Origin of the sequence: Vibrio owensii (assembly GCF_002021755.1) — a bacterium.
In the GTDB taxonomy this organism is placed as follows: Bacteria; Pseudomonadota; Gammaproteobacteria; order Enterobacterales; family Vibrionaceae; genus Vibrio; species Vibrio owensii.
This window is the reverse complement of sequence record NZ_CP019959.1, coordinates 3,156,529-3,181,847: the sequence shown is the minus strand read 5'-3', so window position 1 is coordinate 3,181,847 and position 25,319 is coordinate 3,156,529. Positions and strand designations below refer to the sequence as shown.

Genomic DNA, 25,319 nt, shown 5'->3' with positions numbered 1-25,319 from the left:
GGTCTAAAAGGAATTGAGGCATTATGGCTTACAGTACTTTTAACCAGAACAAAAACGACCAACTAAAGGAACCAATGTTCCTAGGTCAATCAGTGAACGTTGCTCGTTACGACCAACAGAAATTCGAGATCTTCGAAAAGCTAATCGAAAAGCAATTGTCTTTCTTCTGGCGTCCGGAAGAAGTGGACGTATCAAGCGATCGCATCGATTACAACAAGCTACCAGACCACGAGAAGCACATCTTCATCTCAAACCTGAAGTACCAAACGCTGCTTGACTCAATTCAAGGTCGTAGCCCGAACGTTGCACTGCTACCGCTTGTTTCTCTGCCTGAGCTAGAAACTTGGATCGAGACTTGGTCTTTCTCTGAAACGATTCACTCTCGTTCATACACACACATCATCCGTAACATCGTGAATGATCCAAGTGTGGTATTCGACGACATCGTTGAAAACGAGCACATCCTAAAGCGCGCTAAAGACATTGCACACTACTACGATGATCTGATCCAAGCGACAAATGACTACCACCGTTACGGTGAAGGTGAGCACGTTCTGAACGGCGAAACGGTTAAAGTTAGCCTGTACGATCTGAAGAAGAAACTGTACGTGTGTCTGATGTCAGTAAACGCACTAGAAGCAATCCGCTTCTACGTAAGTTTCGCTTGTTCATTCGCTTTCGCAGAGCGTGAGCTAATGGAAGGTAACGCGAAAATCATCAAGCTGATCGCTCGTGATGAAGCCCTTCACCTGAACGGCACACAGCACATGATCAACTTGCTGCGTAACGGCCAAGATGACTTCACATTCATGCAAATCGCTGAAGAAGCAAAGCAAGACTGTTTTGATCTTTTTAAAGAAGCGGCTGAGCAAGAAAAAGAATGGGCAGAATACCTATTCAAAGACGGTTCAATGATCGGTCTGAACAAAGATATCCTAAGCCAATACGTTGAGTACATCACCAACATCCGTATGCAAGCGGTAGGTCTACCAATGGCATACCCGGAAGCAACTTCGAACCCTATCCCATGGATCAACGCTTGGTTGTCATCGGATAACGTTCAGGTTGCGCCACAAGAAGCAGAAATTTCATCTTACCTTGTTGGTCAGATTGACAACGAAGTAAGCGCAGACGACTTCGAAGGATTTGAGCTGTAATGCCAAGCATCAAAATCAACAAACTCGTCAGCATTGAGTCCAACCCATCCAATACAATTTTGGAGACGATGGAACAAGCTGGTTTACTCCCTGAATACAACTGCCGTGACGGACACTGTGGTGCTTGCCGCTGTAAGTTAGAGTCAGGTGAAGTGGAGTATGTTGGTTTTGCTATGGCTTATACTCAGCCAGATGAGATTTTGCCATGTATTTGCAAAGCGAAATCCAGTGTTTCGCTCAGCGGTGTGAACTACGCGATGAAAGAGAAACGCGCGTAGATTTAGCACCAGTGAATACTAAAAAGCCAAGGCATTTGCCTTGGCTTTTTGTTATCTGCTGTTTTCAAGCGACAGCATTAAAGTGCGCTGCTCGGAATATGCATCTCTTTCACTTTCTCTAAGAAAGCGTATTGCGCTGACATTGGCTTTCGCTCCAAATAACGGCGCAACATATCTAATGCCGCCGCACTGATGACTTTGACTTGATCATCGCGTTGATATTTTCTCGATAGCTTGTACAACGCCCCCCACTCTCCCGTAGAAGTGGAAAGTGCGACAGAGAAAACGCCCTCATCAAGCTTACCTGTGACTAACGCTAAATCAGTACCACACTTCTCACGCGTCGCCCCCGCCAGCGCAAACGTCGCCGCTAACGGATCACCTTCGTCTGTAATGGTTTGGCTCTGACCTGCTAATACCCAGCCATGACCAAATTGCTTTTCAACGTTTTCATCACCGTTAAGCCAATAAGTTAAGTGCCCTGCACTGCTCTTCTCTGAAACGGACAAGGTTAATCCTTTATCCACCAGCAGTTGACCTACGTGGTCGACCATTGGCATATCGACACTCACCGTATTGCTTTCAAGGTGCTTGTGAATGATCTGCATGAGCTTCATGCGCTGTTCAACTTGATTCGATGGGCCAAACAGCTTCACTTCAATAAAAGGTAAATACGAACGATAGCCAAGCTCATAACCTTGTGGCAGCTTCATTTGGTCAAGCTTATCTGAAATACCAGACTCCGACAGACCAAAGGTATAAATTCGGCTGCAAGACGCACTTTCGACTTCAGGGAACAGTTTTTTCAAATCTGGCAAAATTTGCGTTTCTGCCATCAGCTTAAATTCACTTGGTACGCCAGGGGTAAAATAAAAGACGGCATCATTGATCAGCATCTTAAAACCGCAAGCGGTACCAATTGGGTTATCTACGATTTCTGCCGTCTCTGGCAACATCGCTTGTTTTAGGTTGCTGTCTGGCATAGGAATACCACGACGCGCATACATTGCCTCTAGATGCTCTAACCAATCTTTGAACAACACAAGCTTACACTCAGCGGCTTTTGCTGCCGCCGCCGCACTCATGTCATCGGTGGTTGGTCCCAAGCCACCATTAACGATGACCACATCGTTATTGAAGCTGAGCATTAGGAATTCTTCAATTAGACTCGACTGCTTGTCACCAACGGTTGAGCGTTTCGTTAAGCCAAATCCATGCTGATAAAATAAGCTAGACAGCCAAGCAGCATTTGTATCAACAATATCACCGTGAAGGACTTCTTCACCGGTACTAAGCATCGCAATTTTCACAACTGACTCCTGAAAATAGGCAAAATCCACATTTTTTCGACATTGTGCCTATATCGTTTTCATTTTATTAGACTAATCTCTTAGTTAATTTGTTGAGATTAAATGTAGGTCAAGTATTTAAATGGCTGTTCTTTTAAGGGATAATTGTGAGCCCGATCATCAAACCAACAACTCGGAGACCTCTGTGTCAAAATCATCCATGTTCAAGAAAACTCTAAGTGGTCTTGTTCTGACTGCGTCAGCTGCGGCGAACGCGAGCCAGTACGATATGAGTAACCATATCGAGTTCTCTTACACGCCTGATTGCCTGTCAGGTTACTGCGAAACGACTACTCTGTATAGCTTCGAACCACAAAATCGTAGCTTTGCTATGGGGTTGGATAGCGATGATTCCTTAAATCTCGACGCAGGTCTTCAACCAAAGCACATGATCGTGCCAAAAGACAAAGATTGGGATTACCTAATGGGTCAAACATATACCATTCTCGGTTTGAGTGTGGCGACTGTTGGTTTGATGACGTTACTACCAGAAAGCATTACTAAATGGGACGAAGAAGACCGTGACATGAGTAAACTCGGTAGTAAGTGGAAAGATAACGTTTCAGACGGTCCAGTTTGGGATCGTGATGAACACTTCCTAAACTACATCATGCACCCTTACTTTGGTGGTGTTTACTACACAGCGGCGCGTCACGCGGGTTACAACGAGTTTGAATCGTTCCTATACTCAGCGACCATGTCGACTTTCTTCTGGGAATACGGTGTCGAAGCGTTTGCTGAAGTCCCATCATGGCAAGACTTGTTTATTACTCCATTTTTTGGTGCCGTGGTAGGTGAAATGATGCTAACAGCCGAGCAAGACATTATTGCCGGCGGCGGTGAAGTGATGGGTTCAGAGACAATGGGTGATGTATCTCTGTTCTTCCTAAACCCTGTAGGTCATATCCACTATTGGGTATCCGATGCTTGGGGTGGTAGCGCAGAATTCCAGTTCAGCTCATCTCCTTGGTTCGGCAACCAAGATGCCGCGAAATTCGCGATGGATGCTGGCGCAAGCTACGATAACATCTTCTACGGTTTCGAAATGAAGGTAACCTTCTAAAACCAAACATTTAAGAAGCAGCTCACGGGCTGCTTTTTTTGTGCCCCAAGCATAGTTTTCATTATTTGCATCACGAATTAGCGTCAAAAATTGACCTTCGTCAAACATAACCCTCCCCCAGCACCTACACTGAAATTAAGGAAAAATTCCAATAACTTAAGTTCTTAAACCTTAAGCTCAAATCACTACAGCGATACGTCTAACCGTGCCGCACCCAAACCTTATTCCGGGAGGGGACATTATGAACACAGTGTTTATCGTTAATTTTGTTGGTCAGGCATCACCCGCAACCATTAAACAGCTAGCAGCGGTTACACATGAAAACGACGGCAAATGGTTAATCAGTAAAGTGAACTTTATTGAGGATCAGGTCGCCGGTGTTATCAAGGTTGAACTTCCTGAAAAGAACGTAGATATCGTTAAAGAAGCGTTCTCTGCTTGCCAAACATTGGTAGTGAGATTTGTTGATTCAGAACCGCATGCTCACGCTCAAGAGACGGTTTTTCAACTGCGTCTGGATGCCAACGATCGAGCTGGTATCGTCAATGAAATCACTCATGTCCTTGACGGACAAGGCATCTCTATTCTTGATATGGACTGCCAACGTGTATTTATTGCTGGCGGCGGCGGTGTTAGCTCAAGTCTTTTCAGTGCAAAAATGGCGATTAAGTTGCCAAGTGAGTTAGGCATTGATGACGTAGCGAATGAGCTAGAAGCACTAAGCGAAGATACACGCGTTATTGTGGAAGGTTAACGCGCTGTTCCTATTATCCAATAAAAAGAGCAGCGTTATGCTGCTCTTTTTCGTTTTGTCTTGGACAATTTGGTGGTTACTTCACTGTCCATTGAGACAACGAACGTTTGAAATCTGAGTAATCAAACTCGTTCAGTTTTTGAATCTCGCCGCTTGAACGCTCGCAGTACACAGATGGCATACGTAGACCGTTAAACCAGTTCAGCTTCACCATGGTGTAACCCGCGCTATCCAGAATATGCAGACGCTGACCAATCTCTAGTGGTTGCTCAAAGTTCGCCACACAGAACTGGTCACCAGCCAGACAAGAACACGAACCAATGATGTATTCGTGCTCGCCGCTTTCAGACGCTTCCAGAATTGACGCTGGCTCATTGTAAATCAAGGTATCTAGTCTATGCGCTTCCGTTGCCGAATCCACAATCGCTGTCTTCTTCACGTTCTCAACGATATCTACCACAGTCACGACAAGATCCGTGGTCTTGGTAATAACGGCTTCGCCCGGCTCTAAGTACATTTGCACGCCATGTTTTTCTGAGAAAGCTTTTAGCGCAAGACCTAGCTTCTCGATGTCGTAGCCCGGCCATGTGAAGAATACACCACCGCCCATGCTTACCCAGTCTAGCTTGTTTAGGTACTCGCCAAACTGCTCTGAGATCGAATCAAGCAAGCCGATAAATGCGTCTACGTCTTTGTTCTCACAGTTCATGTGGAACATCACGCCATCAATACCATCGAAAATTTCTGGCTTGATGTGGTCAGCTTGTACGCCCAAACGAGAGTATTGGCGTGCTGGGTTCGCTAAATCTTGACCCGCGTAGCTTACACCTGGGTTTAGACGCAAACCAATTGATGCTTTACCTTCAACAATATGACGGTATGCCGCCAGCTGTGACTGAGAGTTGAAGATCATCTTGTCGCAGATATCTGCTACTTCACGAACATCATCTTCGCTATAACCCACGCTGTATGCGTGCGTCTCACCGCCAAAAGTTTCGTAGCCAAGCTTTACTTCAAACGGGCCAGAGCTGGTTGTCCCGTCTAGGTAAGGCTTGATGATGTCGAACACACCCCATGTTGAGAAGCACTTCAGTGCCAACACCAGTTTCACGCCAGAGATATCTTTCAGCTGTTTTGCTTTCTCTAAGTTCTCAACCAACTTGTCTTCATTGATCATGAAGTACGGGGTTTTCAGTTGTTCTTTGCTCATAACTAACCATTTATCAACGATTACCCCCCTCTAACTCCCCCTTAGAAAGGGGCAGGATTAAACCAAGCCACCTCTACTCTTGCCAAAAAAGTGGAAGATTTGAAACTAAGTTCAATCTGTCTTTGCTCCTCCCCTGTTCAAGGGGAGGCTGGGAGGGGTTAACCTTAAATACAACAAAAGCAGCCACGGCTTCACGCCATGACTGCTCGAGTAATCTAAATAAGTTTGACGTTAAACTTATTTGTTCAGTTCGTGAATCAGCGGCAAACCTTGACCTGCTTCTAATTCCTGAACATGCCAATCAAGGCCGATAGTTGGCATTGTTTCTAGGAACGGGTCTGGGTTTAGCTGTTCCATGTTGAACACACCTTTATCTGCCCATTCTCCACGGAAGAATTGCAGCGCTGCAGTGATAGCAGGAACACCTGTCGTGTAAGAGATCGCTTGGTGTTCTACATCTTCGTAAGCCACTTCGTGGTCTGCGTTGTTGTAGATAAACACGCTACGCTCTTTACCGTCTTTCTTACCTTGAACCCAAGTACCGATACACGTTAGGCCAGTGTAGCCTGGTGCTAGAGACGTTGGATCTGGTAGCATCGCTTTTAGTACATGAAGAGGTTGGACGACTGTACCATCGTGTAGCGTCAACGGGTCTGGGCTCAATAGGCCGATATCACGCATTACATTGAAGTAGTTGAGGTAACGGTCACCGAAACCCATCCAGAATTCAATGCGTTTAGCAGGGATGAACTCTTTCATTGAGCGAACTTCATCGTGTGCCATTGAGTACACTTTGTGTGAACCACAGTTCGGGAAATCGAACTCTAGCATACGAGAGTGACAAGGTACTTGTTTCCACTCGCCGTTTTCCCAGTAGAATGAATCGCCTTGGATCTCAAGCATGTTCGTTTCTGGGTCAAAGTTCGTCGCAAACTTCTTACCGTGATCGCCTGCGTTCACGTCCATTACGTCAATCGTGTCGATTTCATCAAACAGATGCTTCACTGCGTACGCCGCGAATACTGATACTACGCCTGGATCGAAACCCGCGCCTAGGATACCCGTGATGCCCGCTTCTTCAAACTTCTCACGGTAGCCCCACTGCCAATCGTAAGCTTCGGGAACCTGCTGACCTTCAGAACATAGGTCAACCGCTACTGATGTATCTAGGTATGAAACTTTTGCTCGGTAACACGCTTCCATGATTGGCATGTTAACCCACGGAGGACCCGCGTTGATCACTAGATCCGGTTTTACTTCTTCAATAAGAGCAACCAGAGAATCTACGTCGTCAGCATTCACTGCACGCGCGTCTAGTTTCTTAGCTGAATCTTTCAGGTTGTTTTTCTTCTGAATCGATTCGATGATCTTCTCACACTTACCGATAGTACGTGATGCGATTGTGATATCACCCAGAACGTCGTTGTTTTGTGCTGCTTTATGTGCAACAACCCAGCCAACGCCGCCTGCACCAATCTGTAGAACTGCCATAGTTTTCCGTTACCTTTATTAAACTAGCTCAACTGCTAGCGTGTTGATTTTCAAGAGCAAAGATTCAAAGTCCGCTGTCGTCAGACAAGGATTCAAAATCGTAAATTTAAGAGCGGTCTTACCATCAACGATGGTTTCACCAAGTACCGCGATACCACGAGTTAACGCTTCAAGACGCAATGCTTTGTTCAGTTCATCTAAATCTGCAGATGCGTTGTTTGAGCGTACATTGGTTGCACGGAATAGAACCGTAGAAAGTGCTGGTTCAGCAAGAAGTTCAAACTGCTCGTGGTTGCGAACCATGTCGGCAACCTGCTGCGTTTGTACCAATAAGTGATCGTACATATCGCCAAGCGCCTTAGGACCCACGTTTTGCATCGTCATAAAGACTTTCAATGCGTCAAAACGCTTCGTCGTTGCGATAGATTTGTCGACCAAGTTTGGTAGCTCATCATGTTCACGGTTTAGGTAGTCAGCATGATGAAGCAGGAACTTAAAGTTAGATTTGTCGTTCACCAGCAACGCACCACAGCTGATTGTTTGGTAGAACAGTTTGTGGAAGTCGACACTGATCGAGTGTGCACGCTCTACACCTTTCAGGCGTGATTTGTGGCTGCTAAGAATCAATGCGCCACCGTATGCACCATCCACGTGCATCCACATCTCATGTTTCGCTGCCATATCAGCAATGAATTCTAAATCGTCAATTGCGCCGTGATCGGTCGTACCCGCGGTGCCAACAATAGCGAATGGAATCAAACCTTCTGCTTTTGCCTGTTTTAGAACTCGATCTAACTGAGTAATGTCCATTGTGCCGTCAGCGTTAGCATCGACGGTCATCACGGCTTTCTCACCCAGTCCCATCCAAGATGCTGACTTTTGAACCGTGAAATGCGATTTCTTCGAACATACGATACGAAGTTTGTCCGCGTATTCTGGAAGACCCAGCTTTTGGATTGAGTGGCCACTTAGCTTGTCAGCAATCCAGTCACGCGCCAGCATTAGGCCCATTTGGTTGCTTTGTGTACCGCCGCTAGTGAAAATGCCATCCGACTTCTCACCAAGCTCGTACTTGTCACACAGCCAGTTAATTACTTTCTGCTCAACGTAAGTCGCAGACGATGCTTGATCCCATGAATCCATTGATTGGTTCAATGCTGCAATCATGGCTTCTGCCGCTACCGCAGGCATGAGAGGAGGCGTATGTAGGTGAGCAATACAATCTGGGTGCTGAGTGAAAATCGCATTCTTCGCAACAAGCTCTGCAGCTTCATCAATCACTGACTTTAGCGATGCGTTTTTGTTGTCCAGATCGACCGCGTTAATCGCCGCTTCCAGCAGTTTAGGCTCCATTCCCGAGTATGGTGCATTCACCTGCTCAAACACCGACTTCATTGCTGCAGTCATGTGATTCATCACAGACGCAAACTCAGTACCACCAAGTTCACCAGTTTGAATGAAGTGCTTTTTCCACTCTTCTTGTGGGTCTGCTTCAACGTGGCTACCGCCTGCAGCGATAATTGCGTCTTCCAGAACTCGAAGTGCAAAGTCAATTTGCTCGAAAGAAATGATAAGCGGAGGAAGGAAACGAATGACGGAGCCGTCGCGGCCGCCCTTCTCTACCATCAATCCACGCTCAAGCGCCGCACGTTGGATAGCAAGAGTAAGCTGGCCATCTGACAAAGGCTCACCAAACTTGTTTAGCTCGCCACTTGGATGTTTAATCTCAACACCAAGCATCAGACCTTTGCCGCGTACATCTGCAATACAGTTTACGCGTTTTTGAATACTCTCAAGACCAAAACGAAGGTATTGACCTGCAACATTGGCGTGCTCAACAAGGTTGTCACGTTGAATGATTTCTAATGCTTTCGCACCTGATACCATTGCAAGCTGGTTACCACGGAAAGTACCGGTGTGTTCACCTGGCTTCCATGTGTCATGTTGCTTGTTGATCACCAATAGTGACATTGGCAAGCCACCACCGATCGCTTTAGACAAACACAAAATATCAGGAACAATGCCCGCTTCTTCGAATGCGAAGTTGTAACCCGACTTACCGACACCACATTGAATTTCATCAAAAATCAGTAGGATACCGTGATCGTCACAGATGCGGCGCAGCTCACGTAGCCAGAATGCAGGCGCAGGAATAACACCGCCCTCACCTTGTACTGGCTCTACAATGATTGCTGCTGGCTTCATGATGCCTGCTTCGTCGTCGTTCAGTAGACGCTCGATGTAGCGAATGCTTGCTTTCGCACCTTCATCACCGCCTAGACCAAACGGGCAACGTAAGCTGTAAGGGAATGGCATGAAGTGCACGTCTGACATCAAGCCTGTACGACGAGCTTTGGTGCCCAAGTTCCCCATCATACCCATGGTGCCGTTCGTCATACCGTGGTAGGCACCGCGGAAAGCGAACATGGTGTTACGACCTGTGGTTTGTTTGGCAAGTTTGATTGCTGCCTCAACCGCGTCTGCACCTGAAGGGCCACAGAACTGAATCACACAGTTGTCGCTCAGCTCTTGCGGTAAAAAGCCTTTAACAGACTTGATGAAGTGCGTTTTCGCAGACGTTGCGATATCCAGAGTCTGGTACGGCAAACCAGAATCCAATTGTTCTTTTAGCGCTTGGTTAATCTCTGGGTGGTTGTAACCCAAAGCCAATGTACCCGCACCAGCAAGACAATCTAGGAAGACTTGACCACGCGTATCTTCAACCAAACAACCATAAGCTTGCTTAATCGCGATTGGTAGACGACGTGGGTAAGAACGAACCTCAGATTCATGCTCTGCTTGTTCGATAAGAACTTGATCAGGCGTTAAATCGTAGATTCCTTCAACAACAGGAACCTGGGAGGAAAAGTAATTTGCGATAGTGTTATCGACTTCAAAGGCAGTGCTCATACTACATAATCCCTTGAATTATAATGATTCTCTTTCCTGTATTTATTCTCGTTAGTATTAAATAACAGGAGATATAGATACACCTCCGCATTCGTCATCGATTAAATGACAAATACAGATAACCCGTCACAACGAGCGTGACTTTTTATTTTGATTGGGGAGTAATCAAGGTTCCGTAATGCACCCGTTTTGTAAAACAGGACATTTCGGCAGTATGAAGCTGATTAGTGTGTGTTTGTTTAAAGGTTTCAATGTTGGGTTTCCCATTAACATGCTGTTTCTTACAGCACTAGTATCCCGTCTATCGACAAATGGCTTTGTCGATACCTACCCTACGTAGTGTCACAATCAGCTTGAATGTTCACTACGCGTATCCCCCAGAGAATCAAAGTCGTAATAATACGCTCCGAGATTGCGCGCGAATTTATCACAAACTAAAATCTTCTGGCAATATGTTTTCACAGGTTGCATATTGATTGAGATCACAATCACAGCAAACGTTTACTCAGTTCATTTTCCGCAATATTGATATCTATCGCAGAAATTAGCGTCAGAAGTGGATCATCTGAAATGCTCAAAGGAAGGCTAAGGAAGCTGTGACAGGAAACTTAGGGAACCCTAAAGTTACTATTGAAGATGTGACAAACCGATTCTGATCAGCGGTGTGAAGCTCTGGGGATGAGAAAAGTGAGCTCATAGCAGTTGAATCGATAGAAACGAAAAAGCCCAGCATTTATGCTGGGCTTTCCGAATCTGGAGCGACACACGAGGTTCGAACTCGTGACCTCAACCTTGGCAAGGTTGCGCTCTACCAACTGAGCTAGTGTCGCAGATTTGAGATGGTGCCCCGGGCCGGACTTGAACCGGCACAACGCGAACGTCGAGGGATTTTAAATCCCTTGTGTCTACCAATTCCACCACCAGGGCACACAAATTTCTTTGTAATGCCTTTACAGAAAAGTAAAACACCATCATCTGATACCGCTTAACGCCATATCATTTTTATTTGGAGCGACACACGAGGTTCGAACTCGTGACCTCAACCTTGGCAAGGTTGCGCTCTACCAACTGAGCTAGTGTCGCATTCATTCTAAAAAGAATGATGGAGGCGCCTCCCGGAGTCGAACCGAGGTCCACGGATTTGCAATCCGCTGCATAGCCACTCTGCCAAGGCGCCTCATTTGTGAAGTAAGCATCGCTTCTTTCACCACCCTTTCAAGCCGTGCTCTCTTGGGTACGGAATGCATTCTACGGATTCGGACGATCGAGTCAACACTATTTTTATTTTTTTAAATCGTTTGACCAGAATTTGTGCGAAAGACGGTAAATTGATTAGTTTTAATACTGAGATTAGCCCAAATACTCTTGTTTATCATGAATATCGAGCTACACCTCTCACCTATTCTGTGGCGTTCCTTCTTGTATTAACTATCGATAATTAAAGTAACAAACCGCACTAAGCGTTTAGTCGGATTAAAAACAAGACTCATGTCACATTTTTCTTCATCACAAATCCGAGGCATAAAAAAAGCAGGCTATATCGCCTGCTTCTTAAAATGCTATTTATGTGTTGTTTGATTAATGGTGCTCTTCGTTGAGCAAATCATCTTTCGCCGCCGCTAAGTATTGAACCATTGACCAATACGTTAGGAAAGTCGCGATATAAAGAGCGCCAAAGCCTAGCCATACCATCCAATCATCGTAACGCCAGATCAACACCCACAATGCGAACATTTGAGACACGGTTTTTACTTTACCGACCCAAGAAACCGCAACACTGGCTCGTTTGCCGATTTCTGCCATCCATTCACGCAATGCAGAGATGATGATTTCTCGCGCTATCATAGTTACCGCAGGAATGGTTACCCAAATCGTGTGGTAGTGCTCCGTAATCATAATCAGAGCAGTGGCGACTAAGACCTTATCAGCGACTGGGTCGATGAAGGCACCAAAACGAGAGGTTTGGCCTAACTTACGAGCTAGCATGCCGTCTAACCAATCGGTAAACCCTGCAACCCAGAAAACCATTGCTGCTGCAAAAGGAGCCCAAGAGTAAGGTAGATAGAAAACAACCACAAAAACTGGGATTAGGAACAGTCTTAGTAGAGATAGAATGTTCGGGATATTCAAACGCATTTTATTATTCTCTTACACATTGCGGCTTAATGTTGCGGGATTTTCCTTATTGTTTCAATGCTTGGAAAATAATTTCTGCCAAAGAGTGACTAATTCCCGGTACTTTGGCGATTTCTTCGACACTTGCACGCTTTAATTCCTGTAAACCACCCATGTATTTAAGCAAAGCTTGACGACGTTTTGGGCCAACGCCTTCAATTCCCTCTAAAGCACTGGTGCGACGCGTTTTTCCACGTTTCGCTCTGTGCCCTGCGATAGCATGGTTATGGCTCTCATCTCGAATATGTTGGATCAGGTGCAACGCTGGTGCATCACTTGGCAAGTTGAATTCTTCACCATCTACGGTAATTAAGGTTTCAAGACCTGGTTTACGTGTCACCCCTTTTGCAATACCAATCATAGTCGGACGCTTTGGCCAATCTCCCCAATACTGCGAAATGATTTCATGAGCACGATTCAATTGCCCTTTACCACCATCGATAAAGATAATGTCAGGTATCTTCTCTACATCAAGTTGCTTCGAATAACGACGCTCTAATGCCTGTCCCATCGCCGCGTAATCATCACCACCCGTAATGCCTGTGATGTTGTAGCGACGATACTCTTGCTTGACTGGACCTTCACTGTTGAACACCACACAGGAAGCAATAGTGCTCTCGCCCATCGTATGCGAAATATCGAAACACTCCATTCGAGCGATGGTTTCCACACCCAAGACTTCTCTCAGTGCTTTGAAACGCTGGTTGATGGTCATCTTGTGATTAATCTTAGTGGTAATCGCCGTCAACGCATTGGTATTGGACAACTTAAGGTAACGACCGCGTGAACCTGTTGGAGAACTATGGAATTGAACCTTGCGCCCCGCTACTTCACTCAGAGCTTGCTGAATCGGCTCGATATCGCCACCTAGCTCTTGATTCAAGATAATGCGAGAGGGAATAGTACGCGCCTCGTTATGACTCAAGTAGTACTGGGTAAGGAAGCTATCAAACACTTCTTGTTGACTGGTGTTCTGTGGAATCTTAGGGAAATGGCTACGACTGCCTAGCACCTTACCCTGACGAATCATCAAGATATGGATACAAGCAATGCCGTTTTCTTGGGCAAAACCAAGCACGTCCATATCATCCATGCTGTCTTCTGAAACGTACTGTTGTTCTTGTACGCGTCTAATCGCTTGGATCTGGTCACGGAATTTGGCCGCATCTTCAAAACGAAGTTGTTGGCTTGCCACTTCCATCTTCTCAATGAGTTGCTCAAGTACTTGCTTATCTTTGCCCTGCAAAAACAAACGAACAAAACCCACCAGCTCGGCGTACTCTTCATCCGAAATAATCGTGCTCACACATGGGCCTGCACAGCGACCAATTTGATACATCAAACATGGACGAGTTCGGTTGGAATAGACCGTATCTTCACACTGGCGAACAGGGAGGGTTTTCTGCAAAAGGTGTAAGGTTTCTCGTACCGCGCCAGAATCCGGATACGGCCCAAAGTATTCACCTTTGCGCTTTTTCGCACCACGATGCATAGACAATCGCGGATGTTTATGACCGCTAATAAAAATGTAAGGGTACGATTTATCGTCACGCAGAAGTACGTTGTATTTCGGTAAGTATTGCTTGATGTAGTTATGCTCAAGGATGAGCGCTTCCGTCTCGGTATGAGTGACCGTGACATCAATCTTAGCAATATTGCTTACGAGGGCGCGCGTTTTCTCGCTATCTACTTTTTTACGAAAGTAGCTTGAGAGGCGCTTTTTGAGATCTTTGGCTTTGCCTACATAAATGACAACAGCCTCGGCGTTGTACATTCTGTAAACGCCGGGCTGATGAGTTACTGTCTTGAGAAAGGAAGCCGAATCGAAGGGTTGATTCACACTAAAGGGTCTCGGTGTCCAGCATTCCGTGGCGGATCGCTAAGTGTGTTAACTCAACGTCACCATTAATGTCCAGCTTGCTAAACAGTCGGTAGCGGTAACTGTTGACTGTTTTTGGACTTAAATTCAATTGTTCAGAAATATCCGTTACTTTCTGGCCTTTGGTTATCATCATCATGATCTGCAGTTCGCGTTCAGAAAGATCTTTAAATGGGTTTTCTGAGGCAGGTGAGAATTGACTCAATGCCATCTGCTGCGCAATCTCTGGCGAGATGTAACGCTGCCCACTGTTAACCACACGAATTGCGTTAACCATTTCATCAGGACCCGCGCCTTTAGTTAAATAACCAGAAGCACCCGCCTGCATCACTTTAGTTGGGAACGGATTTTCCGTATGAACGGTTAGTACGATGATTTTTACATCTGGATTCACGCGAAGAATCTTTTTCGTGGCTTCCAAGCCGCCTATTCCTGGCATGTTCATATCCATTAAAACGACGTCAGCATGATTACTACGACACCATTTTACTGCTTCTTCACCGCTGTCAGCTTCTCCTGCTACGTTCATTCCACGGACGTCTTCAATAATACGTCGTATCCCTGTGCGAACCAGCTCGTGATCATCTACAAGGAAAACATTTATCAAACTTGTATCTCCACACTTTTATTGGCTCTGCACCCACATAACATTTGTCAAATGTGGATATCAGTATGAGTGCCTATATACTAACGCATATGGCAAAAAATTGCTTTCTATGAATATGTGCTTAAACGCAAAGTTTGGCAAGAACTTATTCATAAACCACTCTATTATTTGAGTGCGCTCTGTGCAAAGCCGAATTTTAAGACAAGCTAATTAACAACATAAGCTCCAATAAATCAAGCAGCTAGATTTCACTTTGCTCAGCAAAACGCAATATCACCCATAAATGGTTATTCCATAAGCGACATATCTCAGCTTTTGTACACCCAAGGCACCACGATTTAACCAGCAAAATAGAGCGTTACTTTTCACTGGTTATTTTTACAGTTCTTAATGATAGAATACGTTCTTCACTGATTTACAAGGTTTCTCTCTATTGAACATCCAACAAGGCTTCCTTCTCACTCGCCAAGCCCGAGACATCAAAGGTCAAACTCAAATAGAGTTGTGGCTTTCGACCGAGAATGGTCCGACCCAATTGTTGATTCAAGGAGAAAGACCCGTCTTCTTTATTGAACAAGCGCAAATCGAACAAACCAAGCAATTTGCCACTTCTAAACAAATTGCTGTCGACATACGCCCGCTAGAGTTAAAGAGCTTCCAACTAACACGTTTAGCCGCCTGTTATACCCAGACCACAAAAGACGCGTTCGCCCTACAAGATGAACTCAAGCAAAACGACATAGTCCATTTCGAGGGTGATGTACGACTTGCCGATCGTTATCTGATGGAACGCTTTATCAAAGGCAGCATGGAGTTTACCGGGAATCTACAATCTCGAAACGGGTTCCAACGCGTCCAAAACGCAAAGTGTCGCACGGGCGAATACCAACCTAAATTGCATGTAGTTTCCCTCGACTTAGAGTGTTCTGAAAAAGGCATCCTCTATTCCATTGGTTTAGATAGCCCTGTCGATTCACGTGTGATCATGATTGGTGAGCCAGAACCGGCCGATACACCAATTCTATGGGTAAAAGATGAAAAAGCGCTACTTGAAGCTTTGATTGAATGGTTTAAGCAGTTCGACCCAGATGTCATTGTCGGCTGGAACATTATCGACTTCGACTTCCGCCTGCTGCATAAGCGCGCAGAATGGCACAACATGAAGCTGATATTAGGCCGAGCAGACCAACCGAGTTTTTTCCGTAGCTCAGCGCAAAGCCAACAAGGTTTTATTTCTATCCCCGGTCGTGTGGTGCTGGATGGTATAGATACGCTTAAAACCGCGACGTACCACTTCCGCTCATGGTCACTTGAGTCCGTTTCACAAGAACTGCTCGGAGAAGGTAAAGAGATCCATAACGTGCATGACCGAATGGATGAAATCAATCGCATGTACCGTTCAGACAAACCATCTCTGGCGAAATACAACCTGCAAGATTGCGTGTTGGTAAACAAGATTTTCGACCACACTCACCTGCTCGACTTTGCGATTGAACGCTCTCGCCTCACAGGTGTGGAACTGGATCGCGTTGGTGGTTCTGTCGCGGCTTTTACCAATTTGTATCTGCCGCAAATCCACCGAGCCGGTTATGTTGCGCCAAATCTGCATCCAGAAAACTGGATCGCCAGCCCTGGCGGCTATGTGATGGACTCTATCCCTAACCTTTATGATTCCGTATTGGTCCTCGATTTTAAGAGTCTGTACCCCTCTATCATTCGCTCATTTCTGATTGACCCTATGGGCTTAGTCGAAGGTTTGCAGCTTGAAATCGGCAAGGCAGAAGATGAAGCCGTACCGGGATTTCGTGGCGGTCAGTTCCATCGTTCAAAGCACTTCTTGCCAGAGATGATCGAAAAGCTCTGGGCAGCGCGAGATGTTGCCAAGAAGAATAATGAGAAAGCCTTCTCACAAGCCATCAAAATCATCATGAACTCTTTCTATGGTGTGCTTGGTTCTTCCGGCTGTCGTTTCTTTGATACCCGCCTTGCTTCTAGTATCACTATGCGTGGGCACGAAATCATGAAGCAAACTAAAGTTCTGATTGAGGACAAAGGTTATCAAGTGATCTATGGCGACACCGACTCAACCTTTGTTTCTTTAAACGGCGCATATAGCCAAGCAGACGCCGATAAAATTGGTAATGAACTGGTCGACTACATCAACCAGTGGTGGAATAACCATCTGCGCAGCGAGTACAACCTCAACTCGATTCTTGAACTTGAGTACGAAACTCATTATCGCAAGTTCTTGATGCCGACCATTCGAGGTGCCGAAACGGGCTCGAAAAAACGCTATGCAGGCCTGATTGGTGAAGGCGAACAAGAACGCATCATCTTTAAAGGGTTAGAGAGTGCACGTACCGACTGGACACCGCTGGCGCAGCGATTCCAAAACACCTTGTACCAAATGATCTTCCATGGTGAAGACCCTAGTGATTACGTGCGAGAGATGGTTGAGAAGACCAATGCGGGAGAGTTTGATGATCAGTTGGTGTATCAAAAGCGCTTGCGACGCAAATTACATGAGTATCAGAAAAATATTCCGCCACAAGTACGTGCTGCGCGTTTAGCCGACGACATCAATGTCAAACTCGGTCGCCCTCTGCAATATCAAAACCGAGGTCGAATAGAATACTTAATTACTGTGAATGGACCTGAGCCACACGAGTATCTCAATAGCCCTATCGACTACCAGCATTACATTGATAAACAGCTAAAGCCGGTTGCGGATGCGATATTGCCGTTCATTGGCACAGACTTCGAGCAGTTATCTGCGCCGCAGATGGGCCTGTTCTAAATCAGGTTCTAGATTGAAGGGAGTTAACGCTAGCTGACGTTACCCAATACGAAATTCGGTCTTTTGGTACTGAGCCACCAACCACTCACCAAAACCGTCAATTAAACCAATCACAGAACGTTTAGGGATAGCGCGACCAGAGAGCAAAATGCCAAGGCGTTCTATCTCTAGCTGCTTTTCTGGGTGGTATCGTAGAAATTGCTCCCCACATTCAAGCGGATCATCAAACCAACGTTTGTCTCGATACATGACAAGCGAGTACGACGCACGAAGTAGCTTCTTAGCGATAGTTACTTGGGCACTGACCAGCTCTTCAATGCTTTGTGCTTGTACTATCTTAGTGCGATACACCGATAGCCAGTCTTCGACATCCATGTTCCAATGTTTAGCAATCTCCCAACTTGGGACGTAATCTCCAAAACAATCCGCCAGATCATCTCCGTAGACGCACACGCAGCAGTGTTTGAGCATAAAGCCCCAAGTAAAAATGCTGTCTAGGTTTGCGACCTCACTCACCAAGGCGGTACGAATCGATACCCCTTTAACGTGAGGGTATCCCTGTTGAGCACGCCATTTGATGGTGTTCAACAAAGTAGCGCGATTGTTTTCAAAGTTCGACTTAGTGACAACGACCATATCGAGATTCGATTTTCCTGCAACCGCCGACTTGCGTGCCACACTACCGTAGACGTAGACACTATGAAGATTGGCCCCTAGCCCGCCTTTGAGGCACGCCAGAACTTCTCTGAGCAGAGGTTCAAATTCAGGTTGGAATGGATGCTTTGGGTCGATGACAGGGAGAGACATTGAAGAAAACGCGATCTCAAGCTTTTAACGGACGATGGGCTATATGATCCACTAGCCTAGCGTTTGAATCAAGCCCATTAAAGCCCTTATTGACGTGCAAATTACTGTGCGGAATTTTGATGCCAGACAAGCAACTTAGCGCTATAATCACCAAGTTTTGCTTAATAAGTGTAAATAGGAAAATACAATGCCAAAGGCAAGTGAAATCAAAAAAGGCTTCGCAATCGAGTCTAATGGTAAAACTCTTCTAGTAAAAGACATCGAAGTAACCACTCCAGGTGGTCGTGGCGGCGCTAAAATCTACAAAATGCGCTGTACAGATCTAAACACTGGTGCACGTGTAGACGAGCGTTACAAGTCTGATGACGTTGTTGAAACAGTAGAAATGAACAAACGTGCAGTTGTGTACTCATACGCTGATGGCGATGAGCACATCTTCATGGATAACGAAGACTACTCACAATACACATTCAAGCACAACGAAGTTGAAGATGAGCTTCTGTTCATCAACGAAGACACTCAAGGTATTCACCTTATCCTAATCAACGGCTCTGCTGTTGGTATCGAGCTTCCTTCTTCTGTTGAGCTAGTGATTGAAGAAACTGATCCTTCAATTAAAGGTGCATCTGCATCTGCACGTACTAAGCCTGCACGCTTTGCTTCAGGTCTTGTTATTCAAGTTCCTGAGTACATCGCGACTGGTGACCGTGTAATCATCAACACGACTGAACGTAAATACATGAGCCGAGCATAAGTATGTCTGATTTGATTTCTTACGACGACGTTATCGACGCTGCGTACGACATCTTCCTTGAGATGGCTCCAGACAATCTAGAGCCAGCTGATGTCATTCTGTTTACTGCGCAATTTGAAGATCGTGGTGCCGCAGAACTTGTTGAAACTGGTGATGACTGGGTTGAACACGTTGGCTTCGATATCGACAAAGAAGTGTATGCAGAAGTTCGAATCGGCTTAGTAAACGAGGAAAATGACGTACTTGATGACGTTTTTGCTCGTATGCTAATCAGTCGAGACCCAGAACATAAGTTCTGTCATATGCTTTGGAAACGTGATTAACGATTTCCTCATCATGATCAAAAACACCAGCCTCGCGCTGGTGTTTTTTTATGCCTACGATTAACAGTTACTTGTGATTGGCAAACACGAAAGATCGCGAACGCGAAACGCTAGATAAGAAAAAGGCTTGCCAATGTGGCAAGCCTTTCTGATTTTCTGCTATCGATTAACGATGCTTGTTACGTGCGCCTTGGTCACCAGCAGCCTTCTTCGGCTTACGACGAGAAGGGTTGTTGCTGCGACCTTTTGGTGTGTTAACACGCTCTTCGTGACGCTTAACTGCGCGACGAATTTTTTGGCTACGAGCACGTTCACGCTTACGTGATGTGTTGTCTTTGTTTAGATCAAGCATGGTTTCTTTCTCTGGACGAAGTTCTACAAGCTCACGCAGGTAGTTTACTTCTTTCAGGTCTAGTTCCATCCAACCGCCACGAGGCAGTTTCTTGTCTAGGAAGATATCACCGTAACGAACACGCTTTAGACGGCTAACCGTACATTCTTGAGATTCCCACAAACGACGAACCTCACGGTTACGACCTTCGTTAATCACTACGTAGAACGTGTGGTTCATACCTTCACCACCCGCATGTACTACGTCTTCAAAACGAGCCATACCATCTTCAAGTTCAACACCACTTACTAGGTTGCGAACTTTCTTTTCGTTCACTTCACCAAATACGCGTACTAGGTATTCACGCTCAACCTGGCGGCTTGGGTGCATTAGGCGGTTTGCCAACTCACCATCCGTTGTGAAAAGCAGCAGGCCAGATGTGTTCGCATCAAGACGACCAACTGAAATCCAACGAGAGCCACGAATTTTTGGCAGACGATCGAAAACAGTGCGACGACCTTCAGGATCGTGACGAGTACATAGTTCACCTTCTGGCTTGTAGTAAGCCAATACACGACAGATCACTTCTTCTTGTGCCTTTGCAGACACAATGTGACCGTCGATACGAACTACGCTGTTCTCATCTTCTAGTCTTTCACCAAGTTTAGCTACGATTCCGTTCACGCTAACGCGACCAGATTTAATTAACGATTCAATCTCACGACGAGAACCGTGTCCAGCACGTGCTAATACTTTTTGTAACTTTTCGCTCATTTATCTACCTATGTGTCGTCTTCACAGACGTCGAGACCAGAATTGGTCTTCAATTGTGCAAGTTACCCAACCTATTGGGATTTTTTCGGTCGGACATTATACGAGATTCTCTGATTTAATGTAAGCAAAATCGTCGATATTGTCACTGCAGAATGTCCTTCGGAAACTCACACTAAACTCATCATCTTCTCCAACTTAGTACCAGACTCATTGGCATTAGAACCGCACTATTATGGGTCTGTGTCCACCTCTTAAAAAATCCCCTACCTGATAAAATTGTCAGGGCTATAAGAAAGATAACCCTACAGCTTGCTAGCTCCCTTAATCAGATGAAAAGGAATAATAAATGTCTCATACAAATCTTGACCTAAATTGGATATTTGGCACCTCAGAAGATGACAACATGACCGGCACAAAAGGCTCGGACACGACTGATATTTTTGTCGGCTTTGGCGGCGACGATAAGTTTGTTGGCTTTGGTGGAAACGACTATGTCTTCGGTGGTCGTGGTGACGATACCCTACTAGGTGGCAGAGGGAATGACCTACTCTCAGGCGGTTCAGGCGATGATTACTTGTCTGGCGGCTTAGGTAATGACCTGTTATTTGGTGGTTGTGGTGACGATACAATTTTCGACTACTCAGGCAACAACTTTATCAATGCCGGATGGGGTGACGACACCGTAGTTGTCGGTGATGGTCATTCTGTGATTGCTGGCGGTTGCGGCGATGACACGTTCGTAATGACCAACCGTCTTGCTGTTGGCGTTCCCGATCAGCCAGTTTCTTCAAACGACATCGAAGTAAAATCAGAAATTCTCGATTTCAACATTTGTCACGACAAGCTTGTCTTTGATATGGGTTTAGATACCAACAACGATGGTATTCGCGATACGTTCTTGGACTCGGCAGACGACTTAACTCTGTCTTACAACGATTTCGGTTGGGCAGTTTACTCAAGTGACGAGTTTAATGTAGAAGTGACACTGAAAGGTATTGATGCAGGCTACATCAACTACATTGAGCACCACGGCATCGATATCTTCGATTTTGCCTAAATTGATACCATTCCATTGAATCAGAAATAAGCGGATTCAAAGTAAAAAGGGAGGCACTCACGCCTCCCTTTCTTGTTTTGTTAAGAGTAAAACCAGTTACTCAAATGGTGCCGGGTCGCCAGATCCAACACGAGCAACAACCGCTTCACCTTCACTGAAGTCGATAACCGTTGTTGGTTGCTCACCTAAGTAGCCACCGTTAAGAATCACGTCTACGGCGTGCTCTAGTTTGTCACGAATTTCTTCTGGGTCCGATTCCGTCACATCGCTACCCGGTAGGATAAGTGACGTAGACATCATTGGTTCACCAAGTGCTTCCAACAGGTCTAGTGCAATGCGGTTATCCGGTACACGAATACCGATGGTCTTACGTTTTGCATTCATCAAACGACGCGGCACTTCTTTTGTGCCCTTGAAGATGAAAGTGTAAGGACCCGGCGTGTTATTTTTCAGTAGTCGGAATGCCGCGTTGTCTACGCGTGCGTACAAAGAAAGCTCCGACAAATCACGACACAACAAAGTAAAGTTGTGCTTATCATCCAGACGGCGGATCTGACAAATACGTTCTAACGCCTGTTTGTTTTCTAACTGACAGCCTAGTGCGTAACCTGAGTCGGTTGGGTAAACCACCACACCGCCGCTACGAATGATTGCTACTGCTTGATTGATCAAGCGAGCCTGTGGGTTTTCTGGGTGAACGTAAAAAAACTGGCTCATTGTAATTCCTCATTATCGAACCTCTCGGCTCTATATTTTTATCGGTTCTCGATTTCGTCTTGTTGAGCGTTATCCAACGAAGGATCAATACCCCAATCTTTCCAAACTGGTTCTACGCCCGCGGGTAACCAGAGGTTTCTTCCCAATTCCATCCACGGAGATGGATAGTGAAAGTCGCTGCCTTGAGAAGCTAATAGTTTGTATTGTATAGCATAATCAGCCAAGTTGCGTCTTTCTTGTTGCGCTTGTTGAGGCTGTGCCACTTCCATTGCATCCCCACCCGCTTCAACAAACGCGGCTAATAGGCGCTTTACCCACTTCGCAGTCAGTTGATAACGACCCGGATGCGCAAGAACAGCAGAGCCTCCAGCAGCATGAATTGCATCAACCGCATCTTTCATTGAGCACCAATTTGGTGGCACGTAACCTGGGTTAGAGCGGGTTAGAAATTTCTTGAACACCATCTGCATGTTTTTGGCATAACCATTATCCACCAACCACTTGGCAAAGTGTGCACGAGTGATTGGCGCGTCACCCGCGATTTGCTGAACTTCTTCTAGCACACCTTCGCGAGTCGCTTTTTGCAAACGTTCAGCAATCATCTCAGCTCGGGCAACACGATGCGCTTTTTGCTGTTGAATCAGCTCTGCCAGCACAGGGCTTTCTGGATCGATGTTCAATCCAACAATATGGATGTCTTTGTTCTGCCAAACAGTCGAAATTTCTATACCGTTGATGATTTTTATCGGCAGATTATTCTCTTCAACGTATTGCTTGGCCGGAGCTAAGCCGTCAACCGTATCATGATCCGTGATCGCCAAAACCTCGATATCAAAACTCAATGCCCTATCCACTAAATCGTGTGGTGCAAATCGACCATCTGACGCGGTGGTGTGACTGTGTAAATCAATTCTCATCTTTTTGTCGTTTTAATGCTGTTTTGGGGTTGACTTTTCATCTCCGCACTAGTTAACTAGTACACAAATACGAAGTACCTAATTTAAGGCTCACCATGTTACAAGAATTTAACCAAAATCAGGAAGCGAAAGTTGCAGTTCGTCTGAATAAGATGAATTCTGCTGACCTTGCTTGGTGGCGCACTTGGACAAGTTCTTGGTGGGCGAACGTGTACTTCTAGTTTAGAGAATTAAATGTCACAAAGCCCGCTACTTCAGCGGGCTTTTTGTTTTGTCGTCCATCTCACATTCAACTGCTCAAACATTCATCGGACATGACCAAAACTTGATTGGGTGAACGTTTGCTTTATGCGACTATGTACGGCAGGAAGATGTAAAACAGCTATAAGGAGGTCTTGTGAACAAGGCCATTGAAATTAAGAAACTTGGACAGCTTGAAGTGCTAACGGCTTCCGTCCCTTATACTCAAGACCCGACTCGTTTGTTCCACACTTTATGTGAGAACAAAACTGACAGCCTGTTGCTGGAATCTGCTGAGATCGATTCGAAGCAAGATTTGAAATCCCTGCTGATCGTAGATTCAGCGGTTCGCATTGTCTGCTACGGCCACACTGTTAGCATGCACGCCTTGACCAACAACGGTAAAAACCTACTGTCTCACCTAAACCAGAACATTCGTGGTGACGTTGAGAGTAAGTTCGATGGCGAAACGCTAACTTTAGAATTTGACCAACCATGTGACACGTTAGATGAAGATTCTCGCCTACGTGAAGCCTCTTCTTTTGATGCGCTGCGTTTGGTTCAGCATAGTTTTGATATTTCGCAGCAAGACAAACACGCGATTTTCCTTGGTGGTCTGTTTGCCTACGACTTAGTCGCAAACTTCGAGCCGCTTGGTAATGCAGAAGCAACAAATCAGTGCCCAGATTACGTTTTCTACGTCGCGGAAACATTGCTTGTTGTCGACCATCAAACGGAATCTTGCCAGCTTCAAGCGACGTTGTTTGTTGATGGTTCAGAGAAAACAGCGTTAGAGACTCGTATTGCAGAAATCAGCGCTCAGTGTGCAGCGCCAAAACTACTGCCAAGCGCAAAACAAATCGCTGACGTAACGGTAGAACCTAGCGTATCTGATGCAGACTTCTGCCAAACTGTTCGCGACTTAAAAGAGTTCGTAGTGAAAGGCGATGTATTCCAAGTTGTACCATCTCGCCGATTCACTCTACCTTGCCCTTCTCCACTGGCGGCTTACAAAGAACTGAAACAAAGTAACCCAAGCCCTTACATGTTCTACATGCAAGATGAGCTGTTCACTCTGTTTGGCGCATCACCAGAAAGTGCGCTTAAGTACGAAACCGACACTAACCAAATTGAAATCTACCCAATCGCAGGCACTCGTCGCCGTGGCAAACGCCCTAACGGCGAGATTGATTTCGACCTAGATAGCCGCATTGAACTTGAACTGCGCACCGACATGAAAGAGAACGCAGAACACATGATGTTGGTTGACTTAGCACGTAATGACGTCGCTCGTATTGCTCAAGCTGGCACTCGCCACGTAGCAGACCTTCTAAAAGTCGACCGTTACAGCCACGTAATGCACTTGGTATCTCGTGTGGTTGGTCAACTGCGTGAAGACCTAGACGCGCTGCACGCATACCAAGCTTGTATGAACATGGGCACGCTCACTGGTGCACCAAAGATTCGTGCAATGCAGTTGATTCGCGATGTAGAAGGTGCACGACGCGGTAGTTACGGCGGTGCTGTGGGTTACCTTACTGGCGAGGGTACGTTAGATACTTGTATCGTAATCCGCTCAGCGTACGTTGAGAACGGTATTGCTCAAGTTCAAGCTGGTGCGGGCGTGGTGTTCGACTCTGATCCACAAGCGGAAGCAGACGAAACGCGCGGCAAAGCACAAGCGGTAATCTCTGCTATCCAAGCAGCGCATAAGTCACAATAAGGAATA

The 25,319-nt window shown here is 45.8% G+C and carries 21 protein-coding genes, 4 tRNA genes and 1 other annotated feature; of the genes, 10 read left to right on the top strand and 15 right to left on the bottom strand.

What is annotated here, in order from left to right; genetic code table 11:
- Window positions 1–23: 23 nt before the first annotated feature.
- Together nrdB and yfaE are read left to right on the top strand one after the other, a co-directional pair.
- Window positions 24–1,157, top strand: coding sequence for a class Ia ribonucleoside-diphosphate reductase subunit beta (nrdB, locus tag A9237_RS14615; protein WP_005443372.1), 1,134 nt, complete (start codon window positions 24–26; stop codon window positions 1,155–1,157).
- Complete coding sequence (gene yfaE, locus A9237_RS14610) at window positions 1,157–1,435, top strand: class I ribonucleotide reductase maintenance protein YfaE (protein ID WP_005443370.1); 279 nt, start codon at window positions 1,157–1,159, stop codon at window positions 1,433–1,435. The genes nrdB and yfaE overlap by 1 nt, the downstream gene beginning before the upstream one ends.
- A 77-nt stretch (window positions 1,436–1,512) precedes the next feature.
- On the opposite strand, the gene A9237_RS14605 is transcribed toward yfaE, so the two are convergent.
- Complete coding sequence (locus tag A9237_RS14605; protein ID WP_078608465.1) at window positions 1,513–2,745, bottom strand: CinA family nicotinamide mononucleotide deamidase-related protein; 1,233 nt, start codon at window positions 2,743–2,745, stop codon at window positions 1,513–1,515.
- Window positions 2,746–2,944: 199 nt separating this feature from the next.
- On the opposite strand from A9237_RS14605, the gene A9237_RS14600 reads away from it, so the two are divergent.
- Together A9237_RS14600 and A9237_RS14595 are read left to right on the top strand one after the other, a co-directional pair.
- Entirely contained in the window at window positions 2,945–3,847 is a 903-nt protein-coding gene (locus tag A9237_RS14600) for a DUF3943 domain-containing protein (protein ID WP_078608464.1), read from the top strand.
- Between the two features lie 241 nt (window positions 3,848–4,088).
- Entirely contained in the window at window positions 4,089–4,601 is a 513-nt protein-coding gene (locus tag A9237_RS14595; protein ID WP_005444052.1) for a glycine cleavage system transcriptional repressor, read from the top strand.
- A 76-nt stretch (window positions 4,602–4,677) separates the two neighbouring features.
- Here A9237_RS14595 and nspC read toward each other — a convergent pair whose 3' ends face one another.
- From nspC to uvrY, 10 genes are all read right to left on the bottom strand, one after another.
- Window positions 4,678–5,811, bottom strand: coding sequence for a carboxynorspermidine decarboxylase (gene nspC, locus A9237_RS14590; RefSeq protein WP_078608463.1), 1,134 nt, complete (start codon window positions 5,809–5,811; stop codon window positions 4,678–4,680).
- A gap of 237 nt (window positions 5,812–6,048) precedes the next feature.
- On the bottom strand, window positions 6,049–7,302 hold the full coding sequence (locus A9237_RS14585) for a carboxynorspermidine synthase (protein WP_009706907.1): 1,254 nt from the start codon (window positions 7,300–7,302) through the stop codon (window positions 6,049–6,051).
- Between the two features lie 18 nt (window positions 7,303–7,320).
- Window positions 7,321–10,212 (bottom strand): pyridoxal phosphate-dependent class III aminotransferase, encoded by a 2,892-nt coding sequence (locus A9237_RS14580; RefSeq protein WP_078608462.1) that lies wholly within the window; start codon window positions 10,210–10,212, stop codon window positions 7,321–7,323.
- Window positions 10,213–10,966: 754 nt separating this feature from the next.
- Window positions 10,967–11,042: transfer RNA gene (locus tag A9237_RS14570), tRNA-Gly, on the bottom strand.
- Between the two features lie 10 nt (window positions 11,043–11,052).
- Window positions 11,053–11,139 (bottom strand) — tRNA-Leu (locus A9237_RS14565).
- 80 nt (window positions 11,140–11,219) lie between these two features.
- Window positions 11,220–11,295 (bottom strand) — tRNA-Gly (locus A9237_RS14560).
- A 20-nt stretch (window positions 11,296–11,315) separates the two neighbouring features.
- Window positions 11,316–11,389, bottom strand: a tRNA-Cys gene (locus tag A9237_RS14555).
- A gap of 401 nt (window positions 11,390–11,790) precedes the next feature.
- Window positions 11,791–12,348, bottom strand: a complete 558-nt coding sequence (gene pgsA, locus A9237_RS14550; protein WP_009706909.1) for a CDP-diacylglycerol--glycerol-3-phosphate 3-phosphatidyltransferase — start codon at window positions 12,346–12,348, stop codon at window positions 11,791–11,793.
- Window positions 12,349–12,394: 46 nt separating this feature from the next.
- Complete coding sequence (uvrC, locus tag A9237_RS14545) at window positions 12,395–14,227, bottom strand: excinuclease ABC subunit UvrC (protein WP_078608461.1); 1,833 nt, start codon at window positions 14,225–14,227, stop codon at window positions 12,395–12,397.
- 1 nt (window position 14,228) lies between these two features.
- A complete protein-coding gene (gene uvrY, locus A9237_RS14540) occupies window positions 14,229–14,873 on the bottom strand; it encodes a UvrY/SirA/GacA family response regulator transcription factor (protein ID WP_005434947.1) in 645 nt (214 codons plus the stop codon).
- A 433-nt stretch (window positions 14,874–15,306) separates the two neighbouring features.
- On the opposite strand from uvrY, the gene A9237_RS14535 reads away from it, so the two are divergent.
- Complete coding sequence (locus A9237_RS14535; RefSeq protein WP_078608460.1) at window positions 15,307–17,670, top strand: DNA polymerase II; 2,364 nt, start codon at window positions 15,307–15,309, stop codon at window positions 17,668–17,670.
- Window positions 17,671–17,709: 39 nt separating this feature from the next.
- Here the strand turns inward: A9237_RS14535 and A9237_RS14530 are convergent, their stop codons facing one another.
- Window positions 17,710–18,477 (bottom strand): nucleotidyltransferase family protein, encoded by a 768-nt coding sequence (locus A9237_RS14530; RefSeq protein WP_078608459.1) that lies wholly within the window; start codon window positions 18,475–18,477, stop codon window positions 17,710–17,712.
- A 187-nt stretch (window positions 18,478–18,664) separates the two neighbouring features.
- Between A9237_RS14530 and efpL the strand changes: the two genes are divergently transcribed.
- Both efpL and A9237_RS14520 read left to right on the top strand, forming a co-directional pair.
- Entirely contained in the window at window positions 18,665–19,231 is a 567-nt protein-coding gene (efpL, locus tag A9237_RS14525; protein ID WP_005431209.1) for an elongation factor P-like protein EfpL, read from the top strand.
- 2 nt (window positions 19,232–19,233) lie between these two features.
- On the top strand, window positions 19,234–19,554 hold the full coding sequence (locus A9237_RS14520; RefSeq protein ID WP_005431208.1) for an HI1450 family dsDNA-mimic protein: 321 nt from the start codon (window positions 19,234–19,236) through the stop codon (window positions 19,552–19,554).
- Window positions 19,555–19,720: 166 nt separating this feature from the next.
- Here the strand turns inward: A9237_RS14520 and rluB are convergent, their stop codons facing one another.
- Complete coding sequence (gene rluB / locus A9237_RS14515; protein ID WP_005434955.1) at window positions 19,721–20,659, bottom strand: 23S rRNA pseudouridine(2605) synthase RluB; 939 nt, start codon at window positions 20,657–20,659, stop codon at window positions 19,721–19,723.
- A 346-nt stretch (window positions 20,660–21,005) separates the two neighbouring features.
- On the opposite strand from rluB, the gene A9237_RS14510 reads away from it, so the two are divergent.
- The gene (locus A9237_RS14510; RefSeq protein ID WP_009706913.1) at window positions 21,006–21,716 is read left to right on the top strand and encodes a calcium-binding protein; all 711 of its coding nucleotides are present in this window, start codon (window positions 21,006–21,008) and stop codon (window positions 21,714–21,716) included.
- Window positions 21,717–21,812: 96 nt separating this feature from the next.
- On the opposite strand, the gene A9237_RS14505 is transcribed toward A9237_RS14510, so the two are convergent.
- Together A9237_RS14505 and rnm are read right to left on the bottom strand one after the other, a co-directional pair.
- Complete coding sequence (locus A9237_RS14505; protein WP_078608458.1) at window positions 21,813–22,433, bottom strand: L-threonylcarbamoyladenylate synthase; 621 nt, start codon at window positions 22,431–22,433, stop codon at window positions 21,813–21,815.
- A gap of 38 nt (window positions 22,434–22,471) precedes the next feature.
- On the bottom strand, window positions 22,472–23,350 hold the full coding sequence (gene rnm / locus A9237_RS14500) for an RNase RNM (protein ID WP_078608457.1): 879 nt from the start codon (window positions 23,348–23,350) through the stop codon (window positions 22,472–22,474).
- A gap of 95 nt (window positions 23,351–23,445) precedes the next feature.
- Here rnm and trpL2 point away from each other — a divergent pair, with 95 nt between their 5' ends.
- Both trpL2 and A9237_RS14490 read left to right on the top strand, forming a co-directional pair.
- Window positions 23,446–23,571 (top strand): tryptophan operon leader peptide, encoded by a 126-nt coding sequence (trpL2, locus tag A9237_RS14495; protein ID WP_078608456.1) that lies wholly within the window; start codon window positions 23,446–23,448, stop codon window positions 23,569–23,571.
- Window positions 23,518–23,621 (top strand) — a sequence feature (Trp leader region). Its footprint overlaps the gene before it by 54 nt.
- Before the next feature lie 126 nt (window positions 23,622–23,747).
- On the top strand, window positions 23,748–25,313 hold the full coding sequence (locus tag A9237_RS14490) for an anthranilate synthase component 1 (protein WP_078608455.1): 1,566 nt from the start codon (window positions 23,748–23,750) through the stop codon (window positions 25,311–25,313).
- Window positions 25,314–25,319 lie beyond the last annotated feature (6 nt).